Source organism: Serratia sarumanii (assembly GCF_029962605.1).
In the GTDB taxonomy this organism is placed as follows: domain Bacteria; phylum Pseudomonadota; class Gammaproteobacteria; order Enterobacterales; family Enterobacteriaceae; genus Serratia; species Serratia sarumanii.
In genome coordinates this window covers 3,389,508-3,404,454 of sequence record NZ_CP124750.1, presented here as the reverse complement: position 1 = coordinate 3,404,454, position 14,947 = coordinate 3,389,508, and the positions used below count along the sequence as shown (strand labels likewise).

13 protein-coding genes and 3 tRNA genes are annotated in these 14,947 nt (G+C 61.0%); 11 read left to right on the top strand and 5 right to left on the bottom strand.

What is annotated here, in order from left to right; genetic code table 11:
- Nucleotides 1-111: 111 nt before the first annotated feature.
- The 3 genes from osmE to SSARUM_RS16175 all read left to right on the top strand — a co-directional run bounded on the left by osmE (nucleotide 112) and on the right by SSARUM_RS16175 (nucleotide 768).
- Nucleotides 112-441 carry an osmotically-inducible lipoprotein OsmE gene (gene osmE, locus SSARUM_RS16185; RefSeq protein WP_033635291.1) on the top strand — a complete coding sequence of 110 codons (330 nt, stop codon included), beginning with the start codon at nucleotides 112-114 and terminating at the stop codon, nucleotides 439-441.
- 157 nt (nucleotides 442-598) lie between these two features.
- Nucleotides 599-686, top strand: a tRNA-Ser gene (locus SSARUM_RS16180).
- A 6-nt stretch (nucleotides 687-692) separates the two neighbouring features.
- Nucleotides 693-768, top strand: a tRNA-Thr gene (locus tag SSARUM_RS16175).
- Between the two features lie 212 nt (nucleotides 769-980).
- On the opposite strand, the gene SSARUM_RS16170 is transcribed toward SSARUM_RS16175, so the two are convergent.
- The 3 genes from SSARUM_RS16170 to ttrS all read right to left on the bottom strand — a co-directional run bounded on the left by SSARUM_RS16170 (nucleotide 981) and on the right by ttrS (nucleotide 3,607).
- Entirely contained in the window at nucleotides 981-1,223 is a 243-nt protein-coding gene (locus SSARUM_RS16170; protein ID WP_004935803.1) for a DinI family protein, read from the bottom strand.
- A gap of 91 nt (nucleotides 1,224-1,314) precedes the next feature.
- The gene (ttrR, locus tag SSARUM_RS16165; RefSeq protein WP_033648021.1) at nucleotides 1,315-1,914 is read right to left on the bottom strand and encodes a tetrathionate respiration response regulator TtrR; all 600 of its coding nucleotides are present in this window, start codon (nucleotides 1,912-1,914) and stop codon (nucleotides 1,315-1,317) included.
- A complete protein-coding gene (ttrS, locus tag SSARUM_RS16160) occupies nucleotides 1,889-3,607 on the bottom strand; it encodes a tetrathionate respiration histidine kinase TtrS (RefSeq protein ID WP_209008128.1) in 1,719 nt (572 codons plus the stop codon). The genes ttrR and ttrS overlap by 26 nt, the downstream gene beginning before the upstream one ends.
- A gap of 229 nt (nucleotides 3,608-3,836) precedes the next feature.
- On the opposite strand from ttrS, the gene ttrB reads away from it, so the two are divergent.
- The 3 genes from ttrB to ttrA are packed head-to-tail and all read left to right on the top strand — an operon-like array spanning nucleotide 3,837 to nucleotide 8,660.
- The gene (ttrB, locus tag SSARUM_RS16155; RefSeq protein WP_033635289.1) at nucleotides 3,837-4,574 is read left to right on the top strand and encodes a tetrathionate reductase subunit TtrB; all 738 of its coding nucleotides are present in this window, start codon (nucleotides 3,837-3,839) and stop codon (nucleotides 4,572-4,574) included.
- On the top strand, nucleotides 4,571-5,596 hold the full coding sequence (gene ttrC / locus SSARUM_RS16150; RefSeq protein ID WP_033648020.1) for a tetrathionate reductase subunit TtrC: 1,026 nt from the start codon (nucleotides 4,571-4,573) through the stop codon (nucleotides 5,594-5,596). Before ttrB ends, ttrC begins: the two co-directional genes overlap by 4 nt.
- Nucleotides 5,589-8,660: a tetrathionate reductase subunit TtrA gene (gene ttrA, locus SSARUM_RS16145; protein ID WP_060419144.1), complete on the top strand. Its 3,072-nt coding sequence runs from the start codon at nucleotides 5,589-5,591 to the stop codon at nucleotides 8,658-8,660. The genes ttrC and ttrA overlap by 8 nt, the downstream gene beginning before the upstream one ends.
- 52 nt (nucleotides 8,661-8,712) lie before the next feature.
- Here ttrA and SSARUM_RS16140 read toward each other — a convergent pair whose 3' ends face one another.
- Nucleotides 8,713-9,621, bottom strand: a complete 909-nt coding sequence (locus SSARUM_RS16140; RefSeq protein ID WP_039565043.1) for a LysR family transcriptional regulator — start codon at nucleotides 9,619-9,621, stop codon at nucleotides 8,713-8,715.
- Nucleotides 9,622-9,746: 125 nt separating this feature from the next.
- Here SSARUM_RS16140 and mhbT point away from each other — a divergent pair, with 125 nt between their 5' ends.
- Genes mhbT through SSARUM_RS16115 form a run of 5 tightly spaced genes read left to right on the top strand, consistent with a single transcriptional unit; the run spans nucleotide 9,747 to nucleotide 14,747 of the window.
- The gene (mhbT, locus tag SSARUM_RS16135; RefSeq protein WP_039565046.1) at nucleotides 9,747-11,096 is read left to right on the top strand and encodes a 3-hydroxybenzoate transporter MhbT; all 1,350 of its coding nucleotides are present in this window, start codon (nucleotides 9,747-9,749) and stop codon (nucleotides 11,094-11,096) included.
- 18 nt (nucleotides 11,097-11,114) lie between these two features.
- On the top strand, nucleotides 11,115-12,152 hold the full coding sequence (gene gtdA, locus SSARUM_RS16130; RefSeq protein WP_033648016.1) for a gentisate 1,2-dioxygenase: 1,038 nt from the start codon (nucleotides 11,115-11,117) through the stop codon (nucleotides 12,150-12,152).
- Nucleotides 12,153-12,167: 15 nt separating this feature from the next.
- Nucleotides 12,168-12,869 (top strand): fumarylacetoacetate hydrolase family protein, encoded by a 702-nt coding sequence (locus tag SSARUM_RS16125; protein WP_033648015.1) that lies wholly within the window; start codon nucleotides 12,168-12,170, stop codon nucleotides 12,867-12,869.
- A 20-nt stretch (nucleotides 12,870-12,889) separates the two neighbouring features.
- Entirely contained in the window at nucleotides 12,890-13,534 is a 645-nt protein-coding gene (maiA, locus tag SSARUM_RS16120) for a maleylacetoacetate isomerase (protein WP_033648151.1), read from the top strand.
- 19 nt (nucleotides 13,535-13,553) lie between these two features.
- Nucleotides 13,554-14,747, top strand: a complete 1,194-nt coding sequence (locus SSARUM_RS16115) for a 3-hydroxybenzoate 6-monooxygenase (protein WP_033648014.1) — start codon at nucleotides 13,554-13,556, stop codon at nucleotides 14,745-14,747.
- Nucleotides 14,748-14,859: 112 nt separating this feature from the next.
- Here SSARUM_RS16115 and SSARUM_RS16110 read toward each other — a convergent pair.
- A tRNA-Pro gene (locus SSARUM_RS16110) sits at nucleotides 14,860-14,936 on the bottom strand.
- Nucleotides 14,937-14,947 lie beyond the last annotated feature (11 nt).

Here is a 14,947-nt window from a genome sequence, read left to right as displayed (position 1 = left end):
GCGATGGCCTCTTGAGTGCAAAAGCGCACCGATCGACAAAGGGGAATTTGTAGAAAAGCCTTCCCGCTTCTAGACTTAGGGAACAACAAATGCACTCCAAGAGGACAAGCTATGACGAAGAAGTTGGTTTTGGCCGTCGGCACCGCGGCGGTATTTTCCATTCTTGCCGGTTGCACCACCTATGATCGCGCAGCCAGTTATGTCAATGAGCCGGTGGTCAGCGATGTCAAAGTAGGGATGACCAAGCAGCAGGTGCGGGCTATCGCCGGTCCGCCGTCGACGTCCGCCACGCTGATCCATGCGCAGGGCACCTGCGACACTTATGCGGTGGCGCCGCGCGACGGCAAGGTGCAAACCTATTTTGTCAGCTACAACGACACGGGCCATGTCATGAACAAGGGCTATCAAACCTGTTCAGACTACGATTCTCAGCCGAAATAATTGCGTTTCGGCCGACCAAAAAAGCCTCGCTTGCGCGGGGCTTTTCATTTTTTAAGCGTTTAAGGCCTGAAGTTTAGGCAACTGCGCCGCCCATGCCATTTTTTTGCATCAAAACGATAGACATTTCATAACGGTATCGCTAATATCAGCGCCCATTGGAAGGATGGCCGAGTGGTTTAAGGCAACGGTCTTGAAAACCGTCGAGTGTAACAGCTCCCAGAGTTCGAATCTCTGTCCTTCCGCCAAATTCAGCCGGCTTAGCTCAGTAGGTAGAGCAACTGACTTGTAATCAGTAGGTCACCAGTTCGATTCCGGTAGCCGGCACCATGACAGAGGCCCCAGCAGCGATGCTGGGGCTTTTTGTTATGAGCTTTACACTTCCGCAGGAACAAACAGTATAGGTATTAACCTATAGCCGGGGTTTTATCAGCCGCGCGGAGCTTGGAACCTAGGGCATTTATCACTGAGGGATTGGGGGGGGGATGTGGCTTATTCTGGCAGAAATATAGCCGGTGGACGAGCCGGCTATCAGATAGGGTTCAAATATCCGTGACCAGCCACTGATCCGCTTCTTCGAACATCTCTTCCAACATTCGGTTCAGCTTCTCACGATCGCTTTTGCTGGCGTCGGAGTTCAGGCCGTTGGCCTGCATCGGCTTCACGCGCACGTCAGCTTCCGGGAACAGTGCATGCACGCGTTTTTCCAGCTCGTTGCGAATAATCTCGGCGGCGTTGGGTAACCCAGCGACGTTGCGTTTGTCGTACACCAATTCTACAAACATGACTCACCTGTAAGCACTGATTTAATGTACAGTATTCTGGCCTGAGGAAGGCCGGTTGGCAAGAGGGGGCGCGGAATTTTGCATGATGCGTTCATTCTTGCGCGGCGTGCGGTAAATCCTGCAGCTGAATCACCAATTCCGCCAGGCTGGCGGCCTGCATTTTCTCCATCACTTTTGCCCGGTGAACCTCCACGGTGCGCAGGGCGATATTCAACCGCTCAGCCATTTCCCTGTTCATCATGCCCCGCACCACCAGCTGCGCAATGTCGCGTTCTTTCGGCGTGAGCGTGCGGTAGCGGCCGCAAGTTTCATGGCGTTGCCAGGCCTCGGCGGAGACCTGCTGCGCCCGTTCGAGGGCGGCGATCAGCGGTTCAGCGGCGATCGGTTTTTGCAGGAAGTCCACCGCGCCGTACTTCATCTGCTCAACCGCCATCGGCACGTCGCCATGGCCGGACAGGAACACCACCGCCAGCGTGCTGCCGCGGCGGCGCAGCTCCCCGTAAACCTGGTGACCATCGAGCTTCGGCATCCGCATGTCCAGCAAGACGATCCCGGTCTGAAATAGGTCCGCCTGCGCCAGAAAATCGGCGCTGTCATTCCAGCATTGCACGCCGTGGCCGAGGCTGGTCAGCAAAAAATGGCAGGCGTCGGTGACGGCGACGTCATCATCCACCAGATAAATTAGCGACATGGTTTTCCTCGTTATCCAATATGAAATGCAGCGTTACGCACAGCCCGTTGCGGCGGTCGGGAGCCGGGCGGTTAGCCAGGCGGATTTCGCCGCCGCCATAGCGGGCAAGGCGCCGGCAAATGGCTAACCCCAGCCCCATGCCGCCGGCCTTGGTGGTGTTGAAGGGGCGAAAAGCCTGTTCCAGCCCGGCCGTTGTCATGCCGCCCGCGTTGTCCTGCAGATGCAACTCCATCGCCCGTTCGCTCTTGGCGGCGGAAAGCCAGACGGCATTGGCCCCGGCCTGCGCCGCATTCAGCAGCAGGTTCGCCAGCAACTGTTCCAGCAGCGCCGGCGGCAGGGTTAGCGTCAGCGAAGGTGCCACGTTATTGAACAACGTCAGGTCGGGATAGCGCTGCGTCAGGCGCAACAGCGTCCACACCCGCTCGGCGGTTTCGCTTACCGCGGTGGGGCGCCAGCGCGTTTGGTCTATCGCCTCCGCGGTGGGCTGCACCCACTGGCGCAGGTTATGAATCGTCTCGCCGCCGCGCTGCGCCTGCCGGTCGATATTTTCCAGCGGCCCCAGCAGCGGATGCCCGGCGTCCGTGTTGCGCAGTTGGATCAGGCACCCCTGCGCATAGTGGCGAATGGCCGCCAGCGGCTGGTTGAGCTCGTGCGCGAAGCCGGAGGCCATCTCCCCCAGCACGTTCAGCTGCCTGGCGTTTTCCAGCGCCCGTTCCTGCCGCCGCAGTTGCTCGTCGGCGTGGAGCAGTTGTCGCCCGCGTCGGCGCACCAGCAGCGCGATCCAGATATGGTTGACGATCAACAGCGCCAGCAGCGCCAGCGACAGGCCGACGGCCGTCTGATGCTGGATCAGCCAGCTCTTGATATCCAGCCATAGCCGCCGCTGTTCCGGGTGCTGATTGACGGCGCGCAGCAGCGCTTCCACCTCGCTGGTCGAGGCCGGTGCGCCCCACAGGAAGGGAGACTGGGGCGGTGCGGTCAGCAAGGCTCTCGCCACCGCATCCACCAGTGAGTTATCCAGGCCGGGCAGGGCGGCGAACGACCAGTTGGGATAAAGCGGCGTGCTGGTGACGCAGGGAGCCGACGTGGCCTGTTGCAGCAGCGGGCGAAAATCCGCCGGGTTGATCAGGCCTTCCTTGCCCATTTTCTCCAGCAGGCAGACCGGGACGATGGCGGCCTGAATGGCGCGCTCGCGCAACAGATAGAGCAGGGCGTCGGCAGGGAAACCGGTAAAGCGCAGGTGAAAATCGCGCTCGGGCCGTATGCCGGCGTCGCTGAGCGCCTTATAGCCGGTCAGATAGCCGCCGAAGGCCTGCGGATCGATGGCGCCCACCGTTTTGCCCATCAGCGCCTGCGGCGTCGTAATGCCGCTGTCGCGCCGCACCAGAATCACGCTGCCGATGATGTTGCCCGTTGCCCGATCGCCGTTGGCGGCGCGCAACGACGCCAGCCAGCGCAGATGATAGTGGCTGTTCAGCTGCACAAACTGCGCCGGATTAGTGACCACGAACTGCACGCTGCCCCGATTGACCGCTTCGCGCATCTGCGCCAGATCGAGCGGCCGCAGGCGGAAGCGTTCTCCGCCGACGCTGCCGTTGAGCCTGTCGATCAGCGGCTGCCAGTCACGCTCGGTCGCCGCATCGCCGCGCATCGCCAGCACGCCGACCGACCACTCGCCCGCCTGTGCCGCCATCCCCCAGCCGAGACTGAACAGCAGTAATAACACGACCCTCACGGCCCCTCCTGATGGGCAATTTGCCTGCCGCCACTTGTTTTAGATCAACGTTGGGTTCGGTATGTGGTTAACCACAATAGAGCTGAGCCCAATGTCATTTTTACACTGTAAATCATCGACATTGTTTATTCATCTAACGGGCATCAATAGCGTGATCGGGGTGATGCCCAGGGCGTGGGAGAGGCGCATGGATTTCGGTAAACGGCAGTTTTTGCAGCGGCTGGGCGTGTTGACGGCGGGGGCTTCGCTGATCCCCGTGGCGGAGGCCGGGCTGACGTTAGCGCCGACGCGGCGCGAGGGGGATGCCAGCCGCCGCTACGCGATGCTGATCGATCTGCGGCGCTGCGTTGGGTGCCAGGCCTGTACCGTCAGTTGTGCCATTGAAAACCAGACGCCGCACGGCGAGTTCCGCACCACGGTAAACCAGTACCAGGTCAGTCTCGAAGGCGAAGCGGTGGCGACCAACGTGCTGCTGCCCAGGCTGTGCAACCACTGCGACAACCCGCCCTGCGTACCGGTGTGCCCGGTGCAGGCCACCTTCCAGCGCGAGGACGGGATCGTGGTGGTCGACAACAAACGCTGCGTGGGTTGCGCCTATTGCGTGCAGGCCTGCCCGTACGATGCCCGTTTTATCAATCACGCCACCCAAACGGCGGACAAATGCACCTTCTGCGTACACCGGCTGGAGGCGGGATTGCTGCCGGCATGCGTGGAGTCGTGCGTGGGCGGGGCGCGGATCATCGGCGATATGCGCGATCCGCACAGCACGCTGAGCAAGCTGCTGCGGCGTCACGAGGCCGAGATCAAAGTCCTCAAGCCGGAGAACCAAACCGCGCCCCACGTGTTTTATCTGGGGCTGGATGATGCCTTCGTCACGCCGCTGCCGGGGCGGGCGCAGGTCGCCTTATGGGGAGAGGGACGATGAGCCGCCAACTGATGATCGCAGAGGTTTTGAGCCAGCCGCAGGCGGTGAGCTGGCTGCCGTGGGCCGTGCAATATTTCTTCTTTATCGGCATTGCCGCCTGCGCCGCGCTGCTGGCCTGCGTGTGGCGCTGGCGCGGTGGAGACAACGCCGCACATTTGGAGCGCGCGGCGCTGTTTATCGGGCTGACGTGCGCCATCACCGCGCCGCTGGCGTTGACCGCCGATCTGCATCAAACCGCCCGTTTCTGGCATTTTTACGCCTACCCGACGCCCTGGTCGTGGATGCCGTGGGGCGCGCTGTTCTTGCCGTTGTTTACCTTGCTGATCGGCCTGTGGTTTATCGCGATTGAATTTACACGGCTGACGGGCAGACCGGTTGCGCTGTTGCGTGGGATCGCGCCCGCCTGCGCGCTGGTGGCTATCGGCCTGCTGTTGTACACCGGGCGCGAGGTTTCCGTCGTGCGCGCCCGCCCAATCTGGTTCAGCTACGCATTTCCGATCGTGATGTTCCTCAGCGCGCTGCAGGCGCTCTTGGCTCTGTTGCTGTTGGCGATGCGCAAACGGCCCGGCCTGCAGGCGCCGCTGGCGCGCGGGATGCTGCTGACGCTGCTGCCGCTCGGCGGGGCGATCCTGCTGTGGGTGTGCGGCGATACGCTATCCGGCGCGGCGGTACGCCACTGGCTGCAGACGCAGGCGACGGCGCGCCAGTATGCTGCCGGCTGGATCGCGCTGTGGGGGCTGGCGCTGGCGTGGGCCGCCTGGGCGGCCTATCGACGTTTGCCGCGCGGCGGCGCGCCGCTGCTGGTGGCCTGCGCGCTGGGGCTGAGCTGGCTGATGCGCTGGACGCTGTTGATTGAGGTGCAGACCATCCCGAAATACAACGCGTCTTATTCCCCCTATAGCCTGCCGCTTGGTACCGATGGCTTGCTGGCGATCGTCGGCACCTTCGGGCTGTGGCTGGCGTTAATGATCATGGTGCGTGAAGCACAGGCGTTTTTACTGCGGAGAAAACAACATGGCTAAACTCACCCGGCGTCAGTGGTTGAAAGTGGGCCTGGCCTTCGGCGGGCTGTCCGCTTTCGGCCTGAGCTATCGCGAGGTCGCCAAACGGGCGATCGACGGCTTGATTCACGGCACCTCAGGGCGCGTGACTCTGGATCGCATCAACGGCAACTCTCTGCAGCCCGAAGGGCGGGCAGTGCCGGAATGGCAAGGCAATCCGCAGCAGGCCATCTCGATGACCCAGTGCTTCGGTTGCTGGACGCAATGCGGCGTGCGGGTGCGGGTGGACAGGCAGACCGATCGGGTATTGCGTATCGCCGGTAACCCGTATCATCCGTTGTCTCAGGAGCGGCACCTCGATTCTGCGTTGCCGCTGCAGGACGCGTTGGCGCAGCTGGGCGGGGAGAGCGGCCTCGACGCGCGTTCCACCGCCTGCGCGCGGGGCGCTACGCTGCTGGAGGGGCTTTACAGCCCGCTGCGCGTGCTGGAGCCAATGAAACGCGTCGGCAAACGCGGCGAGGGCAAGTGGCAGCGCATCAGCTTCGAGCAGTTGATCGCCGAAGTGGTGGAGGGCGGCGATCTGTTCGGCGAGGGGCATGTGGACGGCCTGCGGGCGATCCGCGATCTGGAAACGCCGATCGATGCCCGACAGCCGGGGCTGGGGCCGAAAGCCAACCAGCTGCTGGTGACCAACGCCGGTGATGACGGGCGCGACAGCTTCCTGCGGCGCTTCGCCCAGAACAGCTTCGGCAGCAAAAATTTCGGCGCGCACGGCGCTTACTGCGGGCTGGCCTACCGCGCCGGTTCCGGCGCGTTGATGAACGATCTGGACAAGAATCCGCACGTGAAACCGGACTGGGAACAGGTCGAATTCGCGCTGTTTATGGGCACCTCGCCGGCGCAGTCCGGCAACCCGTTCAAGCGTCAGGCCCGGCAGTTGGCCAGCGCCAGATTGCGCAGCGAATTCCGCTACGCGGTAGTGGCACCGGCGCTGCCGTTGACCACCACGCTGGCGGACGATCATGGCCATTGGATCCCGATACTGCCGGGCACCGACTCGGCGCTGGCGATGGCGATGATCCGTTGGATCCTCGACAATCGGCGTTATCAGGCCGGTTATCTCGCCATCCCGTCGGAGGCTGCCATGCAACGCGCCGGCGAGAAGAGCTGGACCAACGCCACGCATCTGGTGATCGCCGAGAGCGAGCACCCGTTGGCGGGGCAGCATCTGACGCTGGCCCATCTGAACGGCGCGGAGTCGGCGTCGCCGCTGGTGGTCAACGGTGCGGGGGAACTGGTGGCGGCCGAGACGTGCGACAGCGCCGAGCTGTGGATAACCCGCACGGTGACGCTGCACGACGGCGCACAGGTGGCGGTGAAGAGCGGCTTTCAGTGTCTGAAAGAGGCGGCCGACAAGCTGTCGCCGGAAGCCTACAGCCGGGAATGCGGCGTACCGGTGGCGCGCATCGCGGCGCTGGCCGAGGCCTTTACCGCCCACGGGCGCAAGGCGGCGGTGATCGCCCATGGCGGGATGATGGCGGCGAACGGGTTTTACAATACCTGGTCGGTGATGATGCTCAACGTGTTGATCGGTAACCTGAGCCTGACGGGCGGGGTGTTCGTCGGCGGCGGCAAATTCAACGGTTTCGCCGAGGGGCCGCGCTATAACCTGGTCGAGTTTCCCGGTCTGGTAAAACCGAAGGGGTTGAATATCGCGCGCAGCAAGGCCGCCTATGAAACCTCCGACGAATACCGCGAAAAAGTGGCGGCGGGCGTTTCGCCCTGGCCGGCCAGGGCGCCTTGGTATCCGTTCGTCGCCGGGCAGTTGACCGAGCTGCTGACGTCGGCGCTGGCGGGATATCCGTACGGGCTGAAAGCCTGGATCTCGAACATGACCAACCCCCTGTACGGTATCGCCGGGTTGCGCGGTGTGGCGGAAGAGCGGCTGAAAGATCCGGCGCGTTTGCCGCTGTTTATCGCCATCGATGCGTTTATCAACGAAACGACGGCATTGGCCGACTATATCGTCCCGGACACCCATAACTTTGAGAGCTGGGGATTCAGCGCCCCCTGGGGCGGCGTCGCCAGCAAGGCCACCACTGCGCGCTGGCCGATAGTGACGCCGGCGACCGCGAAAACGGCGCAAGGGCAGCCGATCTCCATGGAGGCGTTTTGCATCGCCGTCGCCAAACGCCTGGCGCTGCCGGGGTTCGGCGATCGCGCTATCGGCGACGGCCGGGGCGGGCTGCTGCCGCTCAACCGCGCCGAGGATTATTATCTGCGCGCCGCCGCCAACGTGGCGTTTGCCGGCAAGGCGCCGGTGCCGGCCGTGAGGGAGGAAGAGCTGGCGTTGAGCGGCGTCGATCGCTTGTTGCCGCAGCTTGCGCAGACGCTGCGCGCCGATGAGATCGGCCGCGTGGCGTTTATCTACAGCCGCGGCGGCCGCTTCGCCGGTCATGACAGCGGCCGCCGCGACGGCAGCGTGGGCAACCGCTGGGAGAAGCCGCTGCAGATCTGGAATGCGGAAGTGGCGAAGCACCGGCATGCGATTACCGGCGAGCGTTTCAGCGGCTGCCCAACCTGCTACCCGGCGCGTTTGTCGGACGGCCGCGCGGTGGAAGAACTCTACCCTGAGCGGCAGTGGCCGCTGCGGCTGATGTCCTTCAAATCCAATGTGATGAGCAGCTCCACCGCGGTGATCCGGCGCCTGCACGACGTGAAGCCGGTGAACCTGGTGGCGCTGAACCCGGCGGACGGGGCGCGTTTCGGCATTCAACACGGTGATTGGGTGAGCATCAGCACCCCGGGCGGCAGCCGTGAGGCGCAGATCAGTCTGCTGGCGGGGGTGATGCCCGGCGTGATCGCGGTGGAACACGGCTACGGCCACCGGGAGATGGGCGCCAGCCAGCACTACCTGGACGGCGAGCCGCTGGCGATGGATAAGCGCATTGCCGCCGGCATCAACCTCAACGATCTGGGGTTTGCCGATCCGACGCGCGAAGTGCCGAACACCTGGCTGGACTGGGTGACCGGTGCGGCGGTGCGCCAGGGGATTCCAGCGGCGATCGTCAAACTTTCCGCGTAAACGGCAGACGAAAAAAAACCTGCTGTAACAGCAGGTTTACGGCGCGGGGGTTTTAAGCCTGCGTAAGCAGCTGCAAAAAGCGGCTCAGTGCGGCAAAAGGCGGCTCGCTGTTGCGCCAGAAGACGCCCACACTGCCTTTTTGCTCAATCTTCGGCAGATTCAGGATCGCCAACTGCCCCTGACTGGCATAATGCTGCGCCAGCCGTAGAGAAAGAATGGAGATCATATCGCTGCTTTGCAGTAGGTTGGTACTGACGTTCATTGATGCCGATTCAACCGTGTTTTCAGGCAGCATCACGCCGTTATCTGCCAGCGCATTATCAATGCTGAGGCGGATGGGGGTGCCGGTCGGCCAGACAATCCAGCGCCAGTGGGTGAGATCGTGCCAGGTGAGGGTGGTGGATTTTGCCAGCGGGTGGTGAGGGCGGGCAACAAAACACACCGGTTCGGTGTAGAGCACTTGATAGTTGAGCGGCAGTTGCAGCGCCCGCCCGCCAACGCGGCCCACGACGACGTCCACCGCGCCCGCGATCAGATCGTGCAGCAGCGGGGTCATTACTTTTTCCTCAATATTGAGATGAAGCGTCGGCATTTCCTGCAGTAGGCTCAATACGGCCTGTGAAACGCAGTCGGTGGCGACCGGTGAGCAGCCGATTTTCAGGCTTCCCACTAGCCCGCCTTGTTTAAAGCGGGCGATTTCAGACTGCGAACGTTCCAGGTCATTGATCAAACGCTGCGCATGCTGAAGCAGCAGTTTCCCCCCTTCGGAAGGGCGCAGCCCTTTGCTATGCCGCTCAAACAGTGTGATCCCAATCTCATCTTCGAGCTGCGATAACCATTTTGACAGAGCAGGTTGGGAGATGTTCATCATCCGGGCAACGTGGGTCAGATTTCCCTGTTCACCTAACGCCACCAACATTTGCAGATGGTGCAGTTTCATTTTCTGCGCCCAGTTCGCCATTTGTTATAACTCTCAGGTTATGTCTCTGTCTGAAAAGCCATTGTACATTTTATCGCTAAGAATACAAATTCATAACATATATAAAACAAGACAGACATCTACCTACCTGCACCGAGGCGCTCACTATGACTCAACGGCGTGATTTACAAGCACTGATCGACGCTGCTCCCATCGGTAAGACGCAGTGGCGCGTTATCATCTGCTGCTTTTTAGTGGTGATGCTGGATGGTTTTGACACCGCCGCCATTGGTTTCATCGCACCTGACATCCGCACCCAGTGGCAACTGACCGCCGGCGAACTGGCGCCGCTGTTTGGCGCGGGGCTGTTGGGGTTGACGGCGGGCGCATTGCTTTGCGGCCCGCTCTCTGACCGCTTTGGCCGCAAGCGCGTCATTGAACTTTGCGTGGCGCTGTTTGGTGCGCTGAGCCTGATTTCGGCCTTCTCCCCCGATCTGCCAACGCTGGTCGTTTTGCGTTTTCTCACCGGCCTGGGGTTGGGGGGCGCGATGCCGAACACCATCACGATGACCTCTGAATATCTGCCTGCTCGCCGCCGTGGCGCGCTGGTCACGCTGATGTTCTGCGGTTTCACGCTCGGTTCGGCCCTGGGCGGGATCGTCAGCGCCCAACTGGTGCCGGTGATGGGGTGGCAAGGCATTTTGGTGCTCGGTGGCGTTTTGCCGTTGATGCTCTTTGTGGTGCTGCTGTTTGCCCTGCCGGAATCCCCTCGCTGGCAGGTCCGTCGCCAACTGCCGCACAAGGTGATTGCCAAAACGGTCAGCGCCATCACCCGAGAGTGCGATGAAGAGACTCATTTTTACCTCAACGAAGCCGCTGCGGTGGCCAAAGGGAGCATCAGCCCGCTGTTTGCAGGCCGCCAGCTGCGCATTACTCTCATGCTCTGGGTGGTTTTTTTTATGAGCCTGTTGATTATCTACCTGCTCTCCAGTTGGATGCCGACGCTGCTTAACCATCGCGGTATAGATCTGCAGCACGCCTCTTGGGTGACCGCCGCTTTCCAGATGGGCGGAACGCTGGGGGCGCTGGGGCTGGGGGTGTTGATGGACAAATACAATCCCTTCCGGGTTTTGGCGGCGAGCTACGCCCTGGGCGCCGTGTGTATCGTCATGATTGGCCTGAGCGAGAACGGCCTGTGGCTGATGGCGCTGGCCATCTTCGGCACCGGCATCGGCATCAGCGGTTCGCAGGTTGGGCTGAATGCCTTGACCGCCACGCTCTATCCGACACAAAGCCGGGCGACCGGCGTCAGCTGGTCCAATGCCATTGGCCGCTGCGGCGCGATTGTCGGCTCGCTTGCCGGCGGCGTGATGATGGCGATGAATTTCTCATTCGAAACGCTATTTTTCATTATTGCCGTGCCGGCGGCGTTCAGTACGGTGATGTTAATTCTGCTGACGGCTGTTGTTCGCCAGCCGGCCCCAGCCCCTGATACGTTGCCTCGCGCAGCGTCGTGAATGAAAAGGAGAATCCCTATGCCTGAACGCAATCAGGATGTTAACCCCAGCCGTCAGCAGTTCTACCGGCATATTTCCGCGCAGAATCTGACCCCATTGTGGGAGTCACTGCACCATTTGGTGCCGCAAACGCCGAATGCAAACTGCGCTCCGGCTTACTGGAACTATCAGGAGATTCGCCCACATCTTCTGGCCAGCGGCGAGTTGATTGGCGCCAAAGAGGCGGTTCGCCGCGTGCTGGTGCTGGAAAACCCGATGCTGCGCGGACAGTCTTCCATCACCCCGACGTTGTATGCCGGATTGCAGTTGATCATGCCGGGTGAAGTCGCGCCGAGCCATCGCCATAATCAGTCGGCATTGCGTTTTATCGTCGAAGGGAAAGGGGCATTTACCGCCGTTGACGGTGAACGTACGCAAATGCATGAAGGCGACTTCATTTTGACGCCGCAGTGGTGCTGGCACGATCACGGTAATCCCGGCGAGGAGGCGGTGGTATGGCTGGATGGGCTGGATCTGCCGCTGGTGAACTTGCTGGGTTGCGGTTTCGCGGAGGACTATCCGCAAGAACAGCAGCCCGTGACGCGCCAGGAGGGGGATTATTTACCTCGCTATGCGGCCAATATGCTGCCGTTGCGCCATCAGAAAGGCAACTCGTCGCCTATTTTCAACTACCGCTACGATCGCAGTCGGGAAGCGCTGCACGACCTCACCCGCTTGGGGGAAGTCGACGAGTGGGATGGCTACAAGATGCGCTACGCCAACCCGGTGACCGGCGGCTATCCCATGCCCTCGATGGGCGCCTTCCTGCAACTGCTGCCGAAAGGCTTTTCCTCACGGAAGGCGCGCACCACGGACAGCACCATTTACCACGTGGTGGAAGGGCGCGGCCAGGTCAGCATCGGCAACGAAACCATTCACTTTTTGGCAAAAGATATCTTTGTGGCGCCGACCTGGTTCGATGTGTCGTTTCAGGCGGACGAAGACACCGTGTTATTCAGTTTTTCGGACCGACCGGTTCAGGAAGCCCTGGGACTGTTCCGTGAAGCACGTTATTAATTTGGGAGAGACAAAATGACGCAATACGTATTTTCACCGCAAGCCCCCGTGACTGTTCCTGTCGTGGGGAGTGATAAGCAGTTTCCCGTGCGCCGTGTTTACTGCGTCGGGCGCAACTATGCCGCGCATGCCCGCGAAATGGGCTTTGACCCGGATCGTGAGCCACCGTTCTTCTTCTGCAAGCCTGCCGATGCGGTGGTGCCGGTGGCGGCCGACGAAACGCTGGCGTTGCCGTATCCGTCGCAAACCGACAACTATCACTACGAAATCGAACTGGTGGTGGCAATTGGTAAACGGGGGAGTGATATTCCACTGGACAAGGCGCATGAATACATCTGGGGATATGCTACGGGCCTGGACATGACCCGCCGCGATCGGCAGATGGACATGCGTCAGATGGGGCGCCCATGGGAAATCGGCAAGTCATTCGATCTTTCTGCGCCCATCGCGCCATTGCATAAAGCCGGCGACAGCGCAGACGTGAGTAGCGCACCTATCTGGCTGCAGGTCAACGGCAGCGATCGCCAGCGCAGCGACATCCGTCATCTGATCTGGTCGGTGAATGAAACCATCAGCTATCTGTCCGGCTTTTTTGAGCTGCAGCCCGGCGATCTGATTTTTACCGGAACGCCGGAAGGGGTGGGCGCGGTGGTGAAAGGCGATGTGATTACCGGCAATGTAGAAGGGCTAACCCCTATCGCCGTGAAGATTATCTGAGGCTGATTCAGAGGTGAATGATGAAGCTGTACAGTTTCTTTAATAGCTCAGCGTCCTACCGCGTGCGCATTGCGCTGGCGCTGAAAGGCATCCATTACCAGACGGTGGGCGTCAATATCCGCATTGGGCAACAGAATGAGCTGGCTTATCGGCGAATGAACCCGGTCGGGCTGGTGCCGACGCTGCTCACGGACGACGGTGAGTTTCTCAGCCAGTCGCTGGCGATTACCGACTGGCTGGATCGCCATTTTCCTCAGTTGCCGTTGTTACCGACGGCCGATCCGGCGCGCAGCCGGATACTGGAAATCGTCTATGTCATCGCCTGCGATATTCACCCGGTAAATAACCTGCGGGTTTTACGCTACCTGAGTGAAGAATTGAAGGTGAGTGACGAAGAGAAAAAACGCTGGTATGCGCACTGGATCCGCCAAGGACTGAGCGCCGTAGAACAGTTGTTGCTCCAGAGGCCGCCAGGCCCCTTCTGCGTTGGTGATACCCCGACGTTGGCGGACTGCTGCCTGATCCCTCAGTGGGCGAATGCCCTGCGGATGGGGTGCGATCTGAGCGGGTACCCGCGCTGTAAAGCGGTTTACGACGCCTGTACTCGGCTCCCGGCATTCATCGCCGCGGCGCCAGAAAACCAACAAGACAAAATCTCAGCCTGATCCCGAAAGGAGGAAAACAATGGCTAAAGTGATGCGCGCAATTATCGTGGGTGGAGGCATTGGCGGTGCAGCGACTGCGCTCTCGTTGGCTCGCCAGGGGATTAAAGTGATGTTGCTGGAAAAGGCGCACGAGATTGGTGAGATTGGGGCGGGCATTCAGCTCGGACCCAACGCCTTTTCCGCGCTGGATAGCCTGGGTGTGGGCGACGTTGCACGCGAGCGCGCCGTCTTTACCGATCACATAACCCTGATGGACGCGGTAAACGCCCAGGAGGTAGTGCATATTGAGACCGGGCAGGCATTTCGCGATCACTTTGGCGGTCCCTATGCGGTTATCCATCGGGTGGATATCCACGCATCCGTCTGGGAAGCGGTATTAACCCATCCGGATGTGGAATACCGTACCTCAACGCAGGTGGTGAGTATCAGCCAAACGACGGATGATGTGACGGTATTTGATGAGCAGGGCAATCGCTGGACGGCGGATATTCTGATCGGCTGTGACGGCGTGAGATCGGTTGTGCGCCAGTACCTACTGGAGGATGCGCCGCGGGTGACCGGACATGTGGTTTACCGCGCCGTGATTGATTGCGATGAGATGCCGGAGGATTTACGCATTAACGCGCCGGTGCTGTGGGCGGGGCCGCACTGCCATCTGGTGCACTACCCGCTGCGCGGGGGGAAGCAATATAACCTGGTGGTGACGTTCCATAGCCGTCAGCAGGAGGAGTGGGGGGTGAAGGACGGCAGTAAAGAGGAGGTGCTCTCCTATTTTTCCGGTATTCACCCGCGTCCGCGTCAAATGCTGGATAAGCCGACCTCGTGGCGCCGCTGGTCAACCGCCGATCGTGAGCCGGTGGAGAAATGGGGCAACGACCGTATCACGCTGGTGGGAGATGCAGCACACCCGGTGGCACAGTATATGGCGCAGGGAGCCTGCATGGCGCTGGAGGATGCGGTAACGCTGGGTAAAGCGCTGGAAGAGCATGGAGGGGATGCGGCAAAAGCGCTTGCTCTGTACGAGTCGGTACGTATTCCACGCACGGCGCGCATCGTCTGGTCAACCCGTGAGATGGGCCGTGTTTATCACGCCGCAGGCGTTGAGCGCCAGGTGCGTAATCTGTTATGGAAAGGCAAATCTCAGGCGGAATTTTATCGCGGAATGGAATGGCTGTATGGCTGGAAAGAAGAAAACTGCCTGCAGCCGCGCTGAGAGAGAGGCCTTGCCCGGGCCTCCGCTAGCGCATGGGCCAAACCGGTGCGGCCTAATCCTCTCAATATGCAGACGAAAAAAAACCTGCTGTAACAGCAGGTTTTCTTAAATTTGGTCGGCATGAGAGGATTCGAACCTCCGACCCCCGACACCCCATGACGGTGCGCTACCAGGCTGCGCTACATGCCGACGCTATGAAA